We start from the raw sequence: 21,492 nt of genomic DNA on the forward strand, positions 1-21,492 counted from the left end.
TATGAGAAAACATTTACTAATGAGTGTGAAAACACACTTAAAAACTGTGCTAACGGCCAGCTTTTTGGTAGTTGGCTTACTGCAGGTTAATGCGCAAACGCTAACCTATGGAACTTTATATTACGGTGATCCGGTGGGAGGTTCATCTAATGCTTCAACAAATGCGGTTTTAAATATTTTGCCCAATACAAACGGTGATCCTGCAAGTCTATTCGTGAAACCAATAATGAGTCCAACATGTATGGTTGCAGATGGAGACGGTAATCTCGCAATTGGTGCAAGTGCTGGCAATAGGATTAGCAGAATCAATAAAAATGCGACCACTACCACTATATTTTTAACAGGAATTGCATATTATAGTTTAGCAATCGATAAACAAAATGAATATCTTTATTTAGGAGGAGCTAATTCAATACAAAGGGTGATTTGGTCTAACACTGGAGCCAATACATCAATAGGTTATTATAACAACATGCCTGCAGGAACTACAACAGGAAGTGCAAGTTTTGGAGCTCCATCTTTAATTAGGTCTATTCCATTTTTGACGAATAATGATCTTGTATTTTTTAATAACGACGTTACGGCTTCGGCGTTGCCAGTGGGTAATGTAAGAGGAGCTATATTTGATGCTGCTGGAAATCTATTTTACGCAGACGAAACCTACGATGTGATACGTAAGATTTTTCTTGAGAAAAAGACGGTGGCTAATACAGCAGTAGTCAACGCAACAACGTTGGAGTTAACAGACGTTAGCAACATTAAAGTTAACTGTTTAGTGAGTGGAATAAATATTCCAGCCACCACCTACGTAACGGCCATTAATACCGCAACAAACACTGTAACATTAAGCAAACCAGTTACTGGGGGAAGTATCGATAACACAGCTAGCCTTGCCTTTGTTACTAAAGTAGAACACGTAGCAGGTATTTATAATACACCCTCAACTACACCTGGTGCAACAATTACAGGTGCAAGTGTTGCGGGAACAACTGGATTAAATCTCAACGCCACTGCTTATAGTGTAGGTTTAGCTTTCGATACCGATGGAAGTTTATTTTTAGTTGACCAAGCTTGGCAGAGGATTTTAAAAATTGCAGCAACTGCTGGTGTGGTAAGTGCAGCGTCTAATATTTCTGAATTCCTTGCTGGGCCGATTAATGTAACTACTGCAGCTTCATCTATTGCATTTGATAACGTTGGTAAATTATATATTACTAGACGTTCTTTATATAATGTAGCGAGAACAACTGGAACACCAGGCGAAACAGAAACTGTAATTGGTTCAGGTAGTGGCAGACTTATCATTTCTTCAGGTACTGCAGCAGCTGGAAGTGTTACTGTAACCAATATTCCGGCAGCAACAGTTACCGCCCTAAAAGTAGGGATGACCTTGCGATCGGCACTTAATTTTGTAATCGGTACCAAAGTTGTTGCTAAGCCTACAGCAACAAGTATTACCATTTCAATTCCAGCCATTACTGGTGCGGGAAGTATTGCAAATACAATTGCTACCGCAGAAGATGATTTTGTTTCTGGTATCGGAGCTTTGAGTGCAGGGTCAATTGATGGCCCAACAAGCATCGTTTTCGCAAACAACAATGTTTATGTAGCAGAAAGTCCTGGTAACTTTGTACGTGTTCTTACATCGCTAACAACCTTGCCAGTTGTTATTTCTAAAGAATTCTCAGCTAAACTAAATGGAAGTGCAGTTAATTTAAGTTGGTCTACCTCATCAGAGCAAAACAATAATAAGTTTGTAGTTAAAAGAAGTACCGATGGTTTAAATTATAAAGAAATCAATACTCAAGCTTCTAAAGGAGATTCTGGCGCTGCTTATGCAACTGTAGATTTTAACCCAATTAACGGAACTAATTACTACGAGTTAAGTCAAATAGATAACGATGGTAAATCGAAAGTTTTAGGCGTGCAAGTTGTTAAAGTTGTGTTGAAAGAAAATACATTTACAATTTATCCAAATCCTGTACAGCAAGGGGCATCTTTCTCGATAAAAAATGTTGCTGGCGACACTAAAGATGTAGTGGTGAAAGTTTCTGACATTTCTGGAAAACTCATCCATAATCAAACCTTTAACAGAAACTCATCGGGCGTGTATACCGTACAGTTGCAAGCTGCTAAAGGTATTTACATTGTTAGTATTAATGATGGTAACGCTCAAAAAATAACTGTGAAGTAATACAAATGTCAATCCAATAAAAACTGCGGTAGAAATACGTCAATGGTAATTCTGCCGCAGATTATGGATCGCAATACTTTAACCAATTTCATCGAATGTTTTGCTTCGTGAAACAGTAGCTGTTTAGTGATAAATAGCTTTTAAATGAATAAACCAAAACAAACAGTATAAACTATAATGGAATTTCTAAACGGCGTAAATGCCCTCACACTCGTATTTGTTTCACTTTTGGTATTTGCCATTGCTTATCGTATTTATGGGATATTTTTAGCAAATAAAGTATTGAGATTAAATGCCAATAATGTAACTCCAGCAATAGAATTTGCAGACGGTAAAGATTATGTGGCTACTAATAGAAATGTGTTGTTCGGTCACCATTTTGCGGCAATTGCTGCGGCAGGTCCATTAGTGGGGCCTGTATTGGCTGCACAATTTGGATATTTGCCAGGCACCTTATGGATTTTGATTGGTTGCGTGCTTGGCGGTGGCGTACATGACATGATTGTGCTTTTTGCATCGGTAAGACACAAAGGTGAAAGTTTGGCCACCATTGCCAGTAAGGAAATTGGCAAAGGAACTGGAATTATTGCAGGCTTTGCTATTCTCTTCATTCTTATATTAACGCTTGCGGGTTTATCGTTAGCCTGTATCAGTGCCATGCATGAAGCTTCGTGGTCACTATTTACGGTAATTGCTACCATGCCAATCGCAGTAATTATGGGACTGATTATGCGTTACAAAAAAAATAGCGTCACAATCGCAAGCATTATCGGCGGTATTTTACTGATTGCGAGTATTATCGGCGGGCACTCCCTTATGCAGGTGAAGGAAATCAGTGATTTGTTCCATTGGAATATCAAAACAATTTCTATTTCAATTACGGTGTATGGATTTCTAGCATCGGTTTTGCCTGTTTGGTTATTGTTGGTGCCTAGAGATTACCTTTCTACTTATTTAAAAATTGGAACCATTTTAATGTTGGCTGTAGGCGTAATCTTTGTTCACCCAACTTTGCAGATGCCAGCCATCACCGAATTTATTAATGGTGGCGGGCCAGTAATTGGCGGACCAGTATTACCCTTTATTTTTATCGTTATTGCTTGTGGCGCCATCTCTGGTTTCCATGCGGTAATTGCAACGGGAACAACGCCGAAAATGTTGAATAACGAGCGGGAAATTCTTTTTGTAGGCTACGGTGCCATGTTGGTAGAAGGCTTTGTAGCATTAATGGCACTAATTGCAGCTTGTACCCTAGTTCCGGGAGATTATTTCGCCATCAATACTCCGAGGGAAATGTATGATTCCTTCCTCGCTCAGCACCCCAATTTGCATGCCGTTGATTTGGCACACTTCAGTGAAAAGATAGGCGTTGACCTTCACGGTAGAACTGGCGGAGCGGTTTCATTAGCTGTGGGTATGGCTCATATTTTTAACAAAATTCCTTTTATGGATGATGTAATGGCATATTGGTACAATTTTGCCATCATGTTCGAAGCTGTGTTTATCCTTACTGCTATTGATGCTGGTACAAGGGTAGGGCGCTTCTTTCTTCAGGAAATGATAGGCAATGTTTTTCCAAAGTTTAATGATAAAAACTGGATACCAGGCATCATCATCTGCAGCGCATTATTTACCTTTTCTTGGGGATATTTGGTTTACACTGGAAATGTCAGTAGCATTTGGCCGCTTTTCGGTATCAGCAACCAATTGTTGGCCGCTTGCGGACTGATTGTCTGCACTACAATGCTAATTAGGTTGAATAGAAGAAAATATGCACTCTGCTCTGCAATACCGGGTGTATTTATGGCTATTATTACATTTTGGGCTGGCTATGAGCAAGTTGTAAATATCTATCTGCCCAAGCAACAATACCTGCTTTCATCATTAGCCATATTGGCGATGTTACTCATGTTTATCGTTTTCATTAACACGTTTAAAAGATGGAGCAAGCTGTTAAAAATGGAAGCAAAGCACATCGATTATTATGGTGATGAGGTGAAGGAACTTGTAGAAAGATAGAATGAATTAGATATGGTAAACAATTACGCAGTATTGCCCCCATATCTGTCTATCAAATAAAAACGCAAGATTTTCCAAAAGCATAACTTAAACTAAAAATTTTGAACTACGCCATTTTATGATTTCCAGAACGAATAAAACTATAGGATTATTTTTTTTAATTGTTTTTATCCAATCTTCTGTGTTTGCTGCAATTAGGTTACCTAAGCTAATTAGTAGTGGGATGGTGCTCCAAAGAGACAAACCCATAAAAATATGGGGCTGGGCAGATGCTGGAGAAAAAGTTGAGGTTCTTTTTAATGGAAAAAAGTTTAATGCAAACACTGGTACTGGCGGAAAATGGCAATTGACACTTCCGGCAATGAAAGCAGGCGGGCCGGAAACAATGGTTGTTAAAGGAAGCAACGTAATAAGGTTGGAAGACATATTGATTGGTGATGTATGGCTTTGTTCTGGACAATCTAATATGGAACTTACAATGAACACTGCCAGAAAAAAGTACCAAAAGGAAATAGCTGATGCTAATAACAATAAAATTAGGCAATTTGCTGTAAAGCAACAGTGGAGCTTTCACCAACAAGAAGACCTAGAGCCATCAGCTTGGAAGTCAGTTACTCCCGCAAATGTACTCGAATTTACAGCGGTTGGCTATTTTTTTGCTTTAGAAGTTAATGGCAAGTATGGTATTCCCATTGGCTTAATTAATAACGCCGTAGGCGGAACTCCAGCAGAAGCTTGGATGAGCGAAGATGGTCTTAGAAGTTTTCCTTATCTTCAGAAACAAGCTTTGTTGTATAAGGATCCAAACGAAGTTGATAAAGTGAAAAAGACGGATGAAGGTAGGAGAAAGGTGTGGTTTGATCAGGTAAGATCTACGGATAAAGGTTTGGCTACAAATGACAAATGGTACGATCATAAAATCGATTTTTCTTCATGGTCATCTTTTTCAATCCCTAATCTTTGGAGTAGTGATATTCTTTCAAATAAAGGTGGTGTGGTCTGGTTCAAAAGAACTATTTTACTTACAAAGGAACAAGCGTTAAAGCCTGCTTATATAGAATTGGGTAATATCGACGAGCAAGACAGCACCTACATAAATGGCACGTTAGTTGGCACTGGCAGTAACAAATATCAACCCCGAAAATATAACTTGCCAAAAGGTGTGTTAAAAGAAGGTGATAATATTATTACCGTAAGGGTGATAGACACAGAGCCTCCCGGTGGCTTCATTTTGAACAAATCTTATCAGTTGGTTTTGGGTGAAGAAATAATTCCGCTCAATGGTCTATGGAAATATAAAATTGGTGCTGAAGTTCCGCCTTTGCGTAATAATACTTTCATCAACTTTTCTGTTAAACCAACGGTTTGGTATAATGGCAAGATTGCACCAATATTAGATTATCAGTTTAAGGGCGTGCTGTGGTACCAAGGCGAAGCAAATGTGCATAAAGCGAAAGAATATCACACTTTATTTCCAGCGATGATCAAAAATTGGCGAGAAAAATTTGACCAAGGCGACTTTCCGTTTCTCTTCGTACAGCTGGCAAATTTAGGAGCTTCAGATTCGTTACCATCAGACGATGCATTGGCAAGACTCCGTGAAGCACAAGCTACCGCTCTTTCCGTTGCCAATACAGGGATGGCTGTTGCACACGATATTGGCGAATGGGATGATATCCATCCGATGAATAAAAAGGAGGTAGGAAGGCGTCTGTTCCGTTCCGCGGAACGTGTTGCATATCATGCTGCTGGAGCCTTTGCTACTGGTCCAGTTTTCAAATCAATGGTGAAGCAAGATCAACAATTCCTTATCTTTTTTGATAATGTAGGCAGTGGCTTAGTTTCAAAAGGGAAAGAACTTCGCCATTTTGCTATAGCGGGAGAGGATGGCAAGTTTGTTTGGGCCAAAGCAGAAGTTAAAAGTGCTAATTCCGTTAGTGTTGAATTTGGAAGCGTGAAAAACCCAATTTACGTACGTTATGCGTGGTCACGAAATCCAGAAAGAGCTAACCTATATGACAGCAACCAGCTTCCTGTTGCGGCGTTCCGTACAGATAATTTGGAACAATGAGGAATTTGATTGCTTTATATCTAAATTCAGATAAGTAGGATTTTTGTATAGTTTGATTTTATTTCCATACGAACGCTGAACTTGTAGTCGTATTGGAAAAGGGTCGGGATGTAGAAAAATGTAATATACATAACAACTATATATACCTACTAGAGGTGATTTTGTTTCTGCGTTCCCTAGTAGAGACTTTTTATATTTTAATTAGACGTGTTTCGCGTCAGGGTAGTTTTACTAATGTCATTAAGCCTTAATTAGAATGTCTTGATTAGACCAGGAAATCCTCCTAAAAGGTTAAATATAAAGAAGGTTCGAGGTGAAATTGGAAAAGGACAAATTCTAAAGAAGAATTAAAAAAATCCGAAATATTATAATAAGGCTAAGTAAACCGGCTATAAAAAAAAAGATCGGGATATTTATCCCGACTTAACGTAATTTATTTTTTCTGATTGCGCTTTTTGCCCTTTGCAATTAGTTTTTGAGGCTCTAAGTGTCTATGAAACAGAGGTTCATCGAGTTTTGAAATCTTTGTGAAACTCTGTAATAAACGGTTCGCGTTAACTATATCAGGGGGTACTATTTTTTTAGGGAGACAGAAAATAAAAAAGGTAGCTATTTCCATTAGATGCTACATGTTCCATAATTTTATCAGTATGGTAACTTTTACATTTGCCAACTTTTTTGTTCTAAAATAGTCCTGTCAAGGTATGAAGTACTTTGACAGAACTATAATTCAAAGAAAAATTATATGAAATTTTTTCTGACTAAATCTTCAATAATCGGCTCTATAAGTATTAGGAAGCGCTTTAGATGTTCAAAATACTCCTCTTGATCGGTACAACCCAAAAGCCTTTAGCATTACGCTAGAGGCTTTTTTGTTTGCAAGCCATTTAGTGAAGGATATTCGAAAAGTCGTCAATTTTTTTCGGTATAAAGTGTTCTTCTGATTAGTTTTAAAGGGTTTTAATGTGTGTTTTGGGTAGTTTGAGAGTTCTGGTAGCATTTAAATCTTTTATCTAAAGCTCTAAAATAGTCCAGAATGCTTGGAATGTTTTGAACTCGGTGCTTACTTTAAGCGTAAGGCACGACATCGCCTTTGGCTATGCTAAAGAAAGCCTGATAGCTTGTTCATATCGAACTACTTAAAGTATAATCTCAAAAAAATGGTAGGATGGGGCGATAGTACTATGAGAATTGGGCAGTTTGAAACGAAATAGCGTGGCTACTTTTACAGATACATACTCAAGCTCCTAATGGAATCCTACGATCCGCTGAAAGATGTGACACTATAGAAAGTGGTGTTATTTTCTTAGTTATCGTTTGAAAACGATACTTGTCGATTCAGTTGAATTGAAGTATCTATTGGGTAATATTATTTCTCATTGGATTTATGGTCAGTGGTTTACGGAAAATCATTTTTTTACCTTACTAAAAGTATATATTTGTCTTTAGAACAGTTATATCCTTGCGAAACCTTACTTCTCTTTTCGACCGTTACTACCGTACTACATTTGGTGTCATTTGTATGATACTGATTTTTTTTTACAGTAAGAAACAAGGCTACATGCTTTTCCATACGCTGGTCGAGCTCTTTTCCATCGTTATTGCTTTCGCGGTGTTTATTGTTGCCTGGAACTCTAGGAAAATGCAGGATAACAAATACCTACATATGGTAGGCATTTCCTATCTGTTCATCGGCGCCTTGGATCTCTTGCATACCTTGAGCTATAATGGGATGAATATGATCCCGGTACCTGGATATCCCGCCAACCAGTTTTGGGTGGCAACACGTGGTATGGAAGCGTTGATCTTCTTTGGTGGTTTTCTCATGATCGGTCGTAAGCGCAAAATCAATACGGAGCTACTTTTCCTTTTCTATTTTGTAGTATCTTTAGCGATTGCTGCGAGTATTTTGGTATGGAAGGTATTCCCGGTATGTTTTGTGGCCGGAAAGGGGCAGACCTTTTTCAAGGTGGTAAGTGAGTATTGCATCATTCTACTATTGTTGATCAGCTTGTTACTACTTTACGGGAGGAGGGCTAATTTCGATCGGAAGACTTACCAGCTCCTTGCCGGTTCTATTATCTTCGCCGTCTTGAGCGAGTGTTGTTTTGCTACCTATGCATCGAATACAGACACGTTGAATGAATTTGGTCATTATGGTAAGTTAATTTCCTTTTTTCTGATTTATAAAGCCAATGTGCAGATGGCTTTTGAGAAGCCCATGGCAAGTATATTCCGTGAGCTGAAGGCCAGCGAAACAGAGTATAAGACTTTGGCCGAGAATCTTCCGGATATCATCATGCGCTTTGATGAAAATCTGGACTGTGTATATGCCAATCGTGATATACGTGAGCTTCCTCAATTTGCGGACATCGATGCCCGGACGTTCAGCAAACGCATTAGGAATGAACTGGAGCAGGCACTCGCCGGAAGAAAAAATATAGCAGGAGAACTGGAAGTTGGAGAGCAGAATAACCTATCTTATTATTCATTTCAGGTCATCCCCGAAATCTTCGATAAAGCTGCCGAAAGTAGGCTTTTGGTGATATTTAGGGATATTACCAAAAGCAGGAAGGAGCGGCTCCATCTAACGAGCCTGCTCGATACGATCCCACAACAGGTATGGACGGCCAGTGCTGATGGTAATATCGATTATGTTAACGGCGTAGTCATCCGAGATTTTGCGCTGAATCCAGATTCCCCATTTGGGCTCGGCTGGCAACACTTTATCCATCCCGATGACATAGAGGAATGTGATAGGGCATGGAAGCTTTCACTAAGGAGTGGATCGGAATACAATGTACAGTTTAGACTGAAAATGGCCGATGGCGGTTATCTATGGCATTTGGGACGGGCTGTGCCCATCCTCGAAAATGGTAAGGTAACCTTATGGATAGGATCCAATACGAATATCGACCTGCAAAAGAAGGGGCAGGAGCAGCGTGATGAATTCATCTCTGTAGCCTCACATGAATTGAAAACACCATTAACCAGTATCAAGGCATTCAACCAGCTACTCGCCAGAGCTAAGGATCTCGATAAGGCAAAATCTTATCTGCAAAAGGTGGATATGGCCACTACCAAACTGGAAAGGCTGATCAATGACCTACTGGACGTCAGCAGGATCAACGCCGGCAAGCTCCAGTTTAATAAAACCGATTTCATTCTCAATGAGCTATTGCGGGAGTGCTGTGATAACCTACAGCTAAGTGTTGCTACACACCAGATCATTTTAAAGGAGAGCGAAAATATCTACATCCATGCTGACCGTTTCAGGTTGGAGCAGGTAATCGGTAACCTATTGAGTAATGCGGTCAAGTATTCTCCCTTGGCGGATACGGTACATGTTAGCTTTAGGGTAGAACAGGAAGGCGTTATCATCTCTGTGGAAGATCATGGTATAGGAATCGCCAGTCAGGAGCTTGAAAAGCTTTTCGACCGTTATTACCGGGCGGACAATGCAGCAGAGCGCTTCGGCGGTCTTGGCCTCGGGCTCTTCATTTCCTCTGAGATCATTAAGGCACATCAGGGTACGTTCTGGATTGAGAGTGAGCTGGGCGTAGGTACCACGGTTAATATCCGCATCCCTTTGGGAGAAACAGCAATCAAAAATCAAGTTGCGAACGGACTGACCTATAGTGACGAGTACCTTGCTATCACCTGTAATGATCAAAAGGGATGGATGGAGGTCAACTGGACGGGGTACCAGGATTTTGAAAGTGTGCAGAATGGCGGGCTCCGGATGATTGAGGTACTCGGATCATCGGGACTGAAAAAGGTTCTCAATGACAACAGGGAAGTGCTCGGTAATTGGTCAGAGGCATCGGACTGGGCGGGAAAGGTTTGGTTTCCGATGATGATCGAAGCTGGTCTTCGGGATTTTGCCTGGGTTTTTTCTCCGAGTATCTTTGCGCAACTTGCCGCTCAGAAGAGTTTCGATGTATCGGATGGTAAGGCGAACGTCCGTTTTTTTCATGATATGGAGGAGGCTAAACGTTGGTTGGGCGAAATAAATCATGTCTCAGGTTCGTAGCGTGTGAGTTGAATCAGCTGAAGCCCGATCGGTACTATTAAGCAAATAGGTGGAGGCTTTGGGGTACAATTGGAATAACGATTACATCCCATTTGATAGCTTTTAAAACAGGATAGACGTATCATGTAGTTTTTTCTAATAGGGCGCTATTTTTGGTATAAAAAAACGGAGATACGACCTAAGCCATATCCCCGTCATCTAAATTAACGCTCTCGTAACAAAGGTAACTGATCGGTTAATCCCCACAATAAGGTATCGATATTTTTGCTAAATGTGTCGATGAATTGGTTTTCAACTATTGGAATAACGGTGCTAACCTTTTAAGATGGCGATCGGTACGGTAACTATTTCCTCAGCGTGAACTCCACTGTTTCCCTATAGGTAATGCCATCGATAACTCTATTACGGTCCTCAAAAATAACATGCAGGTTGCTTTTGGTGAGTGAATTGATCTTGAAGTCTAGTCTTTGATCGTCTCCGCGGGTGAGCTGCAGCATATCATTGGTTGCCGTCCAGCCAACTACCTCTTCATCGCTATCGAAGTTTACCGTAGCGGTACCATCGTTCCTGAATTCCCAGGCCAGTTCGAGATTTGAATATTGCTCCCGTTGGGTTTCTTTATTGTTCTGGAATTCGATATAGGCTACAGATTCTACCTTCCACCTGCCTATCAATCGGTCCGAATTGCGCTCGGCCTCATCTTTTTTACAGGCAGATAGGATGGAAGTAATGGCCAAGAGTAGGAGTAATGTTGCTTTTTTCATGTTTAAAAATTTTGATTCGTTTGTTCAATGGATATGTTCAGTGCTATATTCCAACGGATAACAAGATTAAGCCCATTAGGTTTTATGCATTTTAAAACGATCAGTCTGCGTTTGCGGCATTTTACGAATTGCATATAGAACAGATTTACGCTTATGTACTAAATACGCTTAAGGTCAGATCGATTAATGACGACATGGTACAAGATATTTCGAAAAAATGTGGTCGGCTTCAGGTTTGTTGGATGATAATAGGATGTGGAGCCTGTCTTGTGCAATACGCTATCTAACTTTTCTAAATTGAACCAACTTAGAGATTAACATGCAAAAACTGCTTTAAAGTTTTTCAAATTCGTATTAAACTTGATTGCCATTTTTATTATGTAAATAGTAGGTGTAGTCAACTACTTAATTTATGGGAAACTAATACGTGTTTTAGCAGGTTTTTTACTTTTAATTAAGGTGTTTTGATAGTTTTAAAGCTAAGGTTCGTGTATATCAAACAATTCTAAAAGACTGCTGTTGTATTGCCCAGTAGGGGAGCAAGCAGCTCCTCAAAAATCAATTATAAAACAAAAACGAATCTTATGTCAACAACAAACACAGTGCTCAACGAGCTGATAGAAATTAATAACGACAGGGTAGCAGGCTTTCAAAAGGCACTTGCTGATATCAACGATGAAAACATCGATTTGAAAGAACTTTTTCAAAAATATTCGCAGCAGAGCCATAAGTTCAGCCAGGAACTAACTGCATTAGTAGCTGCCAGTGCAGGCGAGCCGGAAACGGGTAATAGCGTTGCAGGTACGTTGCATAGAGCTTGGATTGACGTAAAAGCATTATTTGGCGGTTCTGATAGGGAAAGTATTCTTTCAGAAGCCGAAAGAGGTGAAGATGCAATCAAAAAGGCTTATAAAACTGCGCTTTCAGAAGGCGGACTTTCAGGCCAAGCGCTTGAAACAGTTAACCGTCAATCGGGAGATGTGCAGGCTGCGCATGATAGTATCAAGGCGCTGAGAGATGCTGCCAAATAATTGAGCAGAATTTTAAATTTTTGGAACCACCTCTTTTGGAGGTGGTTTCTTTTTGAAAAGATATTTTGTAAATCTATAATTCAGTGTGATGAATAGCAATGTTACTTTAGAAAATAAGCAGATAGCCATTATCGGGGGAGGTCCTAGTGGACTTTTTATGCTGAAAAAATTGATTGATGCTGGACTTCCGGATCTGACCGTCCATATCTTTGAAAAAGGTAATCAGCTTGGTGCAGGAATGCCCTATAGTTTACAGGGAGCAAATGACGAACATGTAACTAATGTGTCGGGAAATGAGATTCCTCATTTGGAACAAACCGTCGGAGAGTGGATCAAGACAGTACATCCAGATACGCTTGCCCGTTTTCATATTCAACTAGATCACTTTCATGAGTATAGGGTGTTGCCACGGTTGCTATTTGGACAGTACCTTTCAGAGCAGTTCCATAGGCTAGAAAAAAGGGCTGCTAAATCTGGTATTCTGCTAGAAATTTCTTTCGGTTGTGAGGTGGTAGATATCCTAGACAAACCTGCCGAGGGAAAAATAGCATTGGAGCTAGCTAGTGGCAAAAATATAGAATATGATCACGTAGTGCTCTGTACCGGACACCTGTGGCCGAAACATTATGAAGGGAAAGTTGCTGGATATTTTGATTCACCTTATCCTCCAGCCAAGCTAAAGTTAGTGTTGGATCATCCGGTTGCCATACGAGGCGCATCGCTTACGGCTATCGATGCAATGCGTACACTTGCCAGGCAGCATGGCGATTATGAAAGGTCTTCAGATGGTTTATTGACTTATAGACTCAAAAATTCGTCTTCGAAGTTTAGGATGGTACTGCATTCCAGAGAAGGCCTTTTGCCGGGCGTCCGGTTTCATCTGGAGGAATCGATATTAGGCAGGGATAGTTTGTTCGATGCCAATGAGATCAAGACCATCAGGGCGGCTCATGAAGGTTTTGTACCGCTGGATTTGGTATTCGAGGAGAAGTTCAAAAAGCCATTGGCAGCACATGATCCAGAGTTTTATGCTCAGATTGCCGAATTGGAAATGGAAGCATTTGTAGATAGGGTGATGCAATTGCGTGAACGTCTGGATGCATTTCAATTGTTCAGGGCAGAATACAAAGAAGCAGCACAGTCGATTAAGCGTAGGCAGTCAGTCTATTGGAAGGAACTGCTTTGCGGGCTAAGCTATACCTTAAATTATCCGGCTAAGTATTTTTCTGCAGAGGACATGCTTAGGTTCAAGCAAAAGCTAATGCCGTTGATTTCGTTGGTGATTGCATTTGTGCCGCAGAGCTCTGCGGAGGAACTATTGGCGCTATACGACTCGGACATATTGGAACTAGTGGCTGTTGGTGCTGACAGCGAAGTGGTGCCTTTGAAAGACGGCGGCATAGTTTACCATTATAGCGATGAGAACAGACAGGATAAGATGATCGAATATCAGACCTTTATCGACTGCATCGGTCAGCCACATCTATCTTTCGAGGCTATCCCATATTTGGGGCTGAAGGAAAAGGGGACCATTGCCCCAGCAAAATTACAGTTTCGTGCAAAGGAAACCGCAAAGGAAATGATGGATGAAAATCAGGATATCGAGATTGGTCAAGATAGTAACTATTATCTAAAGGTGCCAGGGCTTGCCATTAACGACTATTTTCAAGTGGTAGACCGTTATCTCGCATTGAATCCACGAATCTACGTAATGGCTGTACCTTTTATAGGTGGCTATAATCCAGATTACTCGGGGTTAGATTTTTGCGAAACGGCTGCGACGAAGATTGCACAAAGCCTGATGGGAGAAAATTGAGCTTAGTTTAAAATAGGGATATGAATATGAACGAAAATACAAATGCCGTGCCTAAACTGTTTATGGTATTATTGGGTTCTAAGGCCGAAAATCGTAATGTAGAACAGCATGATTTTTTTTTCGGCGTGAGCCATTCTCTTGCAGAATTGGTTCCCGCTCTGCAAGCCTTTTGGCCAGAGGCAGGCAAAAGCCTACATATTGATGGCTGGAGGGAAGTGACTGCCGTAGATGGTTTCAGAGTAGAAGTGTATGTGAAACAGACAGATGACGTTTTAGCAGAAAACAGACTGTTTTTTATAAACTTGGGCGGCTATACGGCTGGTAGATTGGAAGAGCAGCATTATACGTTGCTGTCTGTTTGTCGTGATAAAGCCGAGGCGACTCAACTAGCCAAGAAGGTAGCTTTTTTTAAATCGGCAACCATTGCTGGGATGAAGGGTGCCAATGCACACATTGATGAGAAATATGGTATCGACGTAGACGATATTCATCGCATAGAGGATATCTGGCGTCCCTTAGCACATGAAAACTATGGTATCAGATTAGTTCCTTCAGATAATCTGGTGGCAGATGAAGTGCACTTGGGCTACTTCCGTTTGGATAGGTTGTAGATAATTTTAATTAAACCTTCGGCATGTGGCCTGCCTTCAGGTCGGGCACAATTGTTTTGGCTTTTTCAATCCATTCTGGAGCTTTATCCTTGATACCGTCCATTTTTGTTCTGCCAAAGGCATCTTTTCTAGTTAAATATCTAATTGCCCCCGTAAACCATGGCGCCAATCAATGCTGTTTTCACAATTCCCATAACTTAATTTTTGTTAGTTTAATAATTATTAAACTACAATGGTTTTGTGTAAGAAATACTCAATGAAAAGTTTTTGGAGATAGCCGGAAAGCAAGAAGACGAAATTTCAATTTTGGATGGATTTAACTGGTTTTAATACCTGCTTGTCCCATGACTTTTTGATACTTAAAACCAGTTAAATCGATCCAATGGCCATTTTTACGGCATTCCCAATCTGTTGATCAGTTTGTTTTCCTTGTTTTTGAAAATTGCCTAGCACACAGGTCTCCAACTTGATCGCCTAATCAGTCGTTGATAACAACCGCTATATATCCGAATTTAAGGGAATCTCGAACCAGAACTCAGAACCTTCTTGCTGCTTACTTTCTACCCCGATCTCGCCATGATGCCTTCTAATCACCTCTGCTGAGATATAGAGGCCCAATCCTAGTCCCGAAAAGTGGTTTGCAGCTTCTTCTACTCGATAAAATCTATCAAACAGAAATTCAATCTTGTTTTGAGGGATGCCTATGCCATAATCCTTTACAGACACTCTCAGTCGCTCTCCCTTTTTCTTGGCGCTTACAAAAATCTCCTTCCCATTGGGTGAATATTTGATTCCGTTAGATAGAAAGTTGGAAATGACCTGCTCAATCCTATTCCGGTCAGCATTTACTTCCACATCTTCGATATCGGTCAGTACAACATGTTTTGAAAGGTTATCCTGAATGCCTTCCAAAGTCTCCGCTATTAATTCGGCAATGTTAAAAGGAGAGAAGTTGAACGTCATTTTCCCAGATTGGATTTTTGTGACATCCAGCAAGTCTTCTACAAGTTCTTTTAATTTTCCAACCTGTCTGTCGGCTTTGCTGATAAGAGCCGACATGCTATCGAATTTCTCAGATGATGCCATTTTTATAGCAAACTGTAAAAATCCCCTTATACTGGTTATAGGTGTTTTAAGCTCATGGCTAGCGATACTCATGAACTCATCTTTCTTATTCATGAGATCTTTCGTAGTTTGCTGCGCAATTACAAGATCGGTTACCTCGAAACCAAAAAAAGAAATGCCGTCGATGACACCCTCTGATGAAAAAACAGGATTCATGATTAAATCAAACCAGCTATCCACAAATTCTCCAGTTTCTTCATTACTTTTCCTCAGTTTATACGCATTTGCTATGTAAGCCTCACCATTTTCGATAACTTTTTGTTCAATCTGCCTCAGGGTGTCGGTAGCAAATTGCGAATTTTTAGACACGGGTTTGCCGATATAGCTTTCTAGGCCATCAAATAATTGGAAAGCTTCGTTTACGAATTCATAGACCAGTTGCGGGCCCCTTCTAATGGTGATGAGTGCTGGAGCCTTTTGAAATATGCTGTAGAATTCATCCTGTTGCTTTTTAACGAGCTTTTGGAGGTCGTTACGTCTCAGTTCATTCTTCTTCTGCTTGCTGATATCGATAATGTAGGTTACCGCCTCTCTTCCATTTTCTTCATCGAGAATGGCAGATCCTACCAAAACATCAATAGTTCCGCCGTTTTTAGTAAGATACTGTTTTTCAAATGGGGGGCAAAAGCCCTTATCTTTCAGTAATTGTGATGAAATATTGCTGATTGGCATAAATTCTTGAGGGGTAAGCTCTTGCCAATTGATTGAATTTTTCTCAAAATCTTCCCAGCTGTATCCCAACATATCAAGAAATATCTGGTTGGCATTTTCGATTTTGCCAGATTCAAGATTGGTGAAAATCATCCCAATAACATTGGAATCAAAAATTTTCCTAAACTTACGTTCCGTAGAATTGAGCTTGGTCTCTGTATCCGCAAGTACGGAAATGTCCAATATAGAGCCAACCATTCTATACGGGATTTTGTTTTCGTCCAAAATGATGCTTCCTCGATCTAAGATAGTTGCATATGTTCCGTCGGCTCTTTTTAGACGATATTGCGCCGTCCATTGAGGTTTGCTATTGTTGATTGATTCGTAAACACTTTTTCTTACACGGTCTCGGTCATCATCGTGTATAATGCCGAAATAGAAACTGATGTTTTCGTTTTTAAGTTCGTCTTCGTAACCAAACATTCGGGTAAAGTTATCATTGCGCCACATGGTGTTCGATGCGAGATTCCAGTCCCAAACGGTATCATTTGTTGCTTTAGAAACGAGGCTAAACCTTTCTTCGCTCTGCGAAAGCATTTTGGTTCTTTCTGTTACTTTAAGCTCCAGTTCGGCATTTAGCTTTTTCAGGTTTTCTCTGGTGCCTAAAAGTTCATTGTAGTTTCTCTTGATTTTTTCCTCCGCCTGTTTTTTGCTCGTGATATCTGTTAATGTAGCGGCAAAACCATCCGACATTTTTACTGCTACCAACTGCAACCAAATGCTGTCGCTAAACTTGAATTCATATTGGAGCGGCGTACCTTTTTCGACTACGTTAATGTATCTTTCTGCCAAGTTGCCGTTAGTAAGTTCTGGAAGCTGTTCCAACAATCTTCCGCCCATCAACTCTTTTCGGTCACGCTTAAGGATTTTGGTGGTAGGGTCGTTTAGTGCAATACATTCGAAATCAATAATCGAATGTTGTTTGTTTCTGATAGACTTAAAAGCCAATACACCATTACGACTGGCATTAAATACTCCCGAAATGATATTATTGAGTTCGGTCAGTTTAGATATATCCACAAAAGTGATTACCACACCATCCGTTTTTTTATCCTTTCTAACATATGGCATGATTCGCATTAAACAGCTGTCTCCGTTTTTTAGTTGGATTTCTTTTTCTATCAGCCTGTTGGTAGACAGTACCTGTTGGATATCTCCATTCAGGTTTTCGGTCTTCACATTATTTGAAATATGTTCGATAGAACGACCAACATCGGCTTCAATTAAATTAACCATTCCTATGGCAGCTGCATTAAACTTGCGGATATACATCCCCGCGTCAACGAAAATCTGACCAATATCCGCACTTCTGAAATAGTTATCTAAGTCATCGTTCAGGTCTATTAATTCCTTGATCTTTAACTGATGTTCTGTATTGAGTGTATGCAATTCTTCATTTAAAGACTGCAGTTCTTCATTACTGGATTGGAGTTCTTCATTTGCAGAAAGCAGCTCTTCATTGGTCGATTGGAGCTCTTCATTCGTGGTTTCCATTTCCTCCACAGCCATCTGAAGGTTGCCACGTGTCTCATTCAGTTCTGCCTCAAGTTCAAAGATGTATTCATTTTGATTACCATCGTGAAAATCGAACATTCCAGGGTAGACCTTTTCTGTGGCGGCTTCTACCGTATGCTCTGAGAAGATGATCATAGTAGCCGAACCGATTTGCGAAGGGTCTGGTGGCTGAACAGATATATTCAGGTACCGTTCGCTATTACCTTCATCAAACCTTACACCACGAAGATGTATCGTGTCATTTTCCTTCCAAGCTTTTCTAAGTCCTGTATTCAATATAATGGCAGCCTGTTTTGGTACCATTTTAAGGATATTTAGCTCGATCTTTCCTTCTGGCAGGGACAGGTATTTACGGTAATCTCCTATGGCATCCTGCATGATATAGGAACTATCAATGTAGATGGCTACATAACCTAGTTTACCTGTGATGAAATTGTTGAAGTTTTGCTCGATAGGGCTGAGGCCAATAGTCCCTTTTTGAACCTTTTTTCCATCAGATAAGGTAGGTTTGATGTTGGTTCCATAAGTGTTGTAGTTGGCATAGTTAACAGCTCCAGTCTTTTGGTAGATCTTGTGTTTGGAAGAAATTTCACCTAAACCATTTTTAAGCGAGGAGGCAGTTTCACTTGATCCTAAGAAAAGATATCCACCCTGTACCAGAGAAAAATGGAAAACGGATAGGATTTTTTCCTGAAGCAAGCTGTTCATATAGATCAGCATATTCCTGCAGGTGACAATGTCATTCTTTATAAATGGTGGAGATTTCGATACGTCGTGTTTGGCGAATACAATCTGTTTCCTTACTTCGGGAATCACGCCATAAAACTTGCCGTCCTGTTGAAAATATTTTTTGAATAAGCGGGCAGGAATTTCCTTTTTAACGATATGGGGATATTGATTTTTAGCAGCAATTTCGATGCTCTTTTCATCAATGTCAGAAGCAAATATCTTTATTTCAATCTTTTTCCCTGATTTTTCTACGCATTCGTTAGCCAACAGCGCAATGGTATAGGCTTCCTGTCCAGTGCTACAAGCACATACCCATATCTTTAGTGTTTCACCATCGTTTTTTCGTTCAACTACTTTGATGATTTGGTCGTTGAAAGCCTTGAAAGCCTCAGTATCACGAAAGAACTTCGTTACGCCAATCAGAAAATCCTGACCTAAAATAGCGACTTCGTTTGGACTTTTTCTTAACAGCTTGAGATAGTCATCCAGGTTACGTATTTCATGTTCGTTCATCCTCCTGCCAATTCTACGGATGATGGTAGGGGTTTTATAAAGGTTGAAGTCATTTCCACTTTGCTGGTAAACTAGGGCAAAAATCTCATCTAGTAGCTTTTCATTAATCTTACCTTTCTCTAATACTTTAATGGGTTCTTCGTTGATGTGGTTGAACAGCTCCTTATTGATTTCGCTAGGCAAAAGTACAAAGTCGGCATTTCCGGAAGCTATCGCACTATTAGGCATACCATCAAATTTGGCAGAAGAAGGCTCTTGCACAATTACCATCCCACCATGCTCTTTGATAGCTTGGATACCCTTTGTGCCATCTGTTCCCGTGCCAGAAAGAATCACAGCTATGGCCTTTTCGCCTTTATCCTTAGCCAAGGTAAAAAGAAAGTGGTCTATGGCGGTATTTGGCGCTTTAACCGCAGACTTATTGGCAAGCTTTAACCTACCTTTATCTACCGTCATCAGCTTATCATTTGGGATGATATAGACGCAGTCCTGTTGTACAGCCATATCATTGGCCGCCTCAAATACTTTCATGTGGGTATGCTTGCCCACCAGTTCTACCAGTAGACTTTTGTAATCAGAAGAAAGATGTTGGATGACTACAAAGGAAAAACTGTTGTTGGAGGCCATATTGTCAAAGAATTCATGGATGGCCTCCAAACCACCGGCAGAAGCGCCAATAGCAACAATATAATTATCGTATCGTTTTGTTGTCCTGATAGTTGTATTTTTTGTCATTAATTCTTTTTCTAGTTGGAAGGTTGGCTGGAGCTAAATTCTACCATAAACCTTCTTAGCGATTCGGCAGCTTCAATTTCCGAGTTCAACCAAGGCAGGGATTGTCCATGTACGGTTTCCAGCCAAAGCTTGAATGAATTTCGAGGATGATAGCTCAATCCATCTTTTTCCATACTGAAAGCTTCATTTGGATTTCCTCCCCATTTAATACTTTTAATTACCTCGGGCCTAAAGCAGATAATGAAATCTTCACTCTCGGCACTGATGGGTATAATCATGATTCCGCTACCCACTTCTTTAAATGACTTTGCTTCTTCAAAAGAATCACTAAGTTCATTCGTATGGAAGACATTTCCAAATGCCTTACCTGCAGTCCAGAGAAATAAATCTTCCAATTCCCTCATTGGTGGTACTTCCCCCGAAGTCGAAATTTTTCCATTCAAAATGATGGCAAACCCAGTTGCATTTAACAGACGAAGTAGGCTTTTGTTTGTATCATTTATTAGTCCATCTTTAATATTTCCTTTAGCAAATATCTGTTCTGTAATAGTGCCTTTGATTTCCAACATTGCGCCAGACTTATGTAGCTCTTCATTTTTAATTACTGCAGAAATTCTGTAGGATATTTCCATGCTCAGCCATTCGAATATCGATCTAAGTTCAACATTGAGATATTTTTCTGTAATGTGGTGGCAGGATATGAGTCCCCAAAGTACACCATCCACCATTACCCTGATAGACATTGATGCCGTAACGTTCATATTGGACATATATTCCAGATGAACTGCTGCGATGCTGCGTAGATTGCAATCCGAGAGGTCCAAAAAACCATTAGTAATAGGATTGATTACTGGAAACAGTTTTGATGGGACGTAGTTTCTGTTAGGTATCAGTCGATAGGGATTCTTAATGTAGAGCGCCCTTGCTTGCTTGGGAACGTCTGAAGCAGGGAAAGTCTGCCCTAGATAAGATTCCAACGCACCTTCAATTTCTTCGGCTATCACCGTACCGTTCCAGTTTTCGTCGAAGCGGTACATTCTAATTCCGTCGAAACCCGACAATCTTCTGATTTCCAGAATGCTGAGCTGGCATATTTCTTCGAGGTTGTTGCTGTGTTCAAGTATCGAGATGAAAGATCTCACTTCTTGAAACACTTCAGAAAAACTGCGCTCAGGCATTTGTTGAGTTTCCTCTATTTCCAAGATCGTCTGATCTGCCTGGATGTGCATCAGTATCTCTAACATAGTTTCCTTGCCTTGGCTAACCAAAGTGCATCTGAACGGGATTCTTGTTCTATAATCTGTATTCAGTTCCTTCTTCAGTCTCTCCGCATCATCTTCGCTAAGAAATTCGGAAAAATTAAGGCCAATAATGTCCCGAATGCTTTTTCCTGTAATATCTATAATGTTCTCACTACCTTGGATGATCTCCATGGAGTTGGTACTGATTACTAATAGGTAACCATAGTCCTGTATAGAGTTTGTCTGGTGTATAGCCAGGTTACCACAGAACTGCGAATCATAGTTTTTATTTTCAGCCATTTTAAATCTTTAGCAAGTTTACCGTCTAATGTTACTTAGCCAAAAACATGATAGCTCTGGATAGGTAGTTTGTGGAAACTTGCG

Annotated in this window: 11 protein-coding genes; 7 read left to right on the plus strand and 4 right to left on the minus strand. The window is 40.2% G+C overall.

Annotated features, from left to right (window positions below; all coding sequences use genetic code 11):
• Position 1: 1 nt before the first annotated feature.
• The 4 genes from CRO54_RS03560 (at position 2) to CRO54_RS03580 (ending at position 10,317) form a co-directional block, all read left to right on the plus strand.
• Positions 2 to 2,194, plus strand: coding sequence for a T9SS type A sorting domain-containing protein (locus tag CRO54_RS03560; RefSeq protein WP_097128785.1), 2,193 nt, complete (start codon positions 2 to 4; stop codon positions 2,192 to 2,194).
• Positions 2,195 to 2,371: 177 nt separating this feature from the next.
• Complete coding sequence (locus tag CRO54_RS03565; RefSeq protein ID WP_097128787.1) at positions 2,372 to 4,213, plus strand: carbon starvation CstA family protein; 1,842 nt, start codon at positions 2,372 to 2,374, stop codon at positions 4,211 to 4,213.
• 118 nt (positions 4,214 to 4,331) lie between these two features.
• Positions 4,332 to 6,284, plus strand: coding sequence for a sialate O-acetylesterase (locus CRO54_RS03570; RefSeq protein WP_097128789.1), 1,953 nt, complete (start codon positions 4,332 to 4,334; stop codon positions 6,282 to 6,284).
• A gap of 1,522 nt (positions 6,285 to 7,806) precedes the next feature.
• The gene (locus CRO54_RS03580) at positions 7,807 to 10,317 is read left to right on the plus strand and encodes an MASE3 domain-containing protein (protein ID WP_097128794.1); all 2,511 of its coding nucleotides are present in this window, start codon (positions 7,807 to 7,809) and stop codon (positions 10,315 to 10,317) included.
• Between the two features lie 344 nt (positions 10,318 to 10,661).
• Here the strand turns inward: CRO54_RS03580 and CRO54_RS03585 are convergent, their stop codons facing one another.
• Positions 10,662 to 11,081, minus strand: coding sequence for a lipocalin-like domain-containing protein (locus tag CRO54_RS03585; protein ID WP_097128795.1), 420 nt, complete (start codon positions 11,079 to 11,081; stop codon positions 10,662 to 10,664).
• Between the two features lie 584 nt (positions 11,082 to 11,665).
• Between CRO54_RS03585 and CRO54_RS03590 the strand changes: the two genes are divergently transcribed.
• From CRO54_RS03590 to CRO54_RS03600, 3 genes are all read left to right on the plus strand, one after another.
• Complete coding sequence (locus CRO54_RS03590) at positions 11,666 to 12,112, plus strand: ferritin-like domain-containing protein (protein WP_097128797.1); 447 nt, start codon at positions 11,666 to 11,668, stop codon at positions 12,110 to 12,112.
• 88 nt (positions 12,113 to 12,200) lie between these two features.
• Positions 12,201 to 13,928: an FAD/NAD(P)-binding protein gene (locus CRO54_RS03595; RefSeq protein WP_097128799.1), complete on the plus strand. Its 1,728-nt coding sequence runs from the start codon at positions 12,201 to 12,203 to the stop codon at positions 13,926 to 13,928.
• Positions 13,929 to 13,948: 20 nt separating this feature from the next.
• On the plus strand, positions 13,949 to 14,539 hold the full coding sequence (locus CRO54_RS03600) for a DUF1543 domain-containing protein (RefSeq protein ID WP_097128801.1): 591 nt from the start codon (positions 13,949 to 13,951) through the stop codon (positions 14,537 to 14,539).
• A 10-nt stretch (positions 14,540 to 14,549) separates the two neighbouring features.
• Here the strand turns inward: CRO54_RS03600 and CRO54_RS03605 are convergent, their stop codons facing one another.
• The 3 genes from CRO54_RS03605 to CRO54_RS03615 form a co-directional block, all read right to left on the minus strand.
• Complete coding sequence (locus CRO54_RS03605; protein WP_240775009.1) at positions 14,550 to 14,708, minus strand: hypothetical protein; 159 nt, start codon at positions 14,706 to 14,708, stop codon at positions 14,550 to 14,552.
• Between the two features lie 329 nt (positions 14,709 to 15,037).
• The gene (locus CRO54_RS03610; protein WP_097128802.1) at positions 15,038 to 19,867 is read right to left on the minus strand and encodes a chemotaxis protein CheB; all 4,830 of its coding nucleotides are present in this window, start codon (positions 19,865 to 19,867) and stop codon (positions 15,038 to 15,040) included.
• A gap of 11 nt (positions 19,868 to 19,878) precedes the next feature.
• A complete protein-coding gene (locus tag CRO54_RS03615) occupies positions 19,879 to 21,408 on the minus strand; it encodes a GAF domain-containing protein (RefSeq protein ID WP_097128805.1) in 1,530 nt (509 codons plus the stop codon).
• Between the last annotated feature and the right edge of the window lie 84 nt (positions 21,409 to 21,492).

It is taken from the genome of Pedobacter xixiisoli (genome assembly GCF_900215335.1).
In the GTDB taxonomy this organism is placed as follows: domain Bacteria; phylum Bacteroidota; class Bacteroidia; order Sphingobacteriales; family Sphingobacteriaceae; genus Pedobacter; species Pedobacter xixiisoli.

Bases quoted from the DNA above. Each gene is read 5' to 3' on its own strand.
- CRO54_RS03590 (WP_097128797.1), top strand. From the start codon at position 11,666: ATGTCAACAACAAACACAGTGCTCAACGAGCTGATAGAAATTAATAAC.
- CRO54_RS03610 (WP_097128802.1), bottom strand. From the start codon at position 19,867: ATGACAAAAAATACAACTATCAGGACAACAAAACGATACGATAATTAT.
- CRO54_RS03565 (WP_097128787.1), top strand. From the start codon at position 2,372: ATGGAATTTCTAAACGGCGTAAATGCCCTCACACTCGTATTTGTTTCA.
- CRO54_RS03595 (WP_097128799.1), top strand. From the start codon at position 12,201: ATGAATAGCAATGTTACTTTAGAAAATAAGCAGATAGCCATTATCGGG.
- CRO54_RS03560 (WP_097128785.1), top strand. From the start codon at position 2: ATGAGAAAACATTTACTAATGAGTGTGAAAACACACTTAAAAACTGTG.
- CRO54_RS03570 (WP_097128789.1), top strand. From the start codon at position 4,332: ATGATTTCCAGAACGAATAAAACTATAGGATTATTTTTTTTAATTGTT.
- CRO54_RS03615 (WP_097128805.1), bottom strand. From the start codon at position 21,408: ATGGCTGAAAATAAAAACTATGATTCGCAGTTCTGTGGTAACCTGGCT.
- CRO54_RS03580 (WP_097128794.1), top strand. From the start codon at position 7,807: ATGATACTGATTTTTTTTTACAGTAAGAAACAAGGCTACATGCTTTTC.
- CRO54_RS03600 (WP_097128801.1), top strand. From the start codon at position 13,949: ATGAATATGAACGAAAATACAAATGCCGTGCCTAAACTGTTTATGGTA.
- CRO54_RS03585 (WP_097128795.1), bottom strand. From the start codon at position 11,081: ATGAAAAAAGCAACATTACTCCTACTCTTGGCCATTACTTCCATCCTA.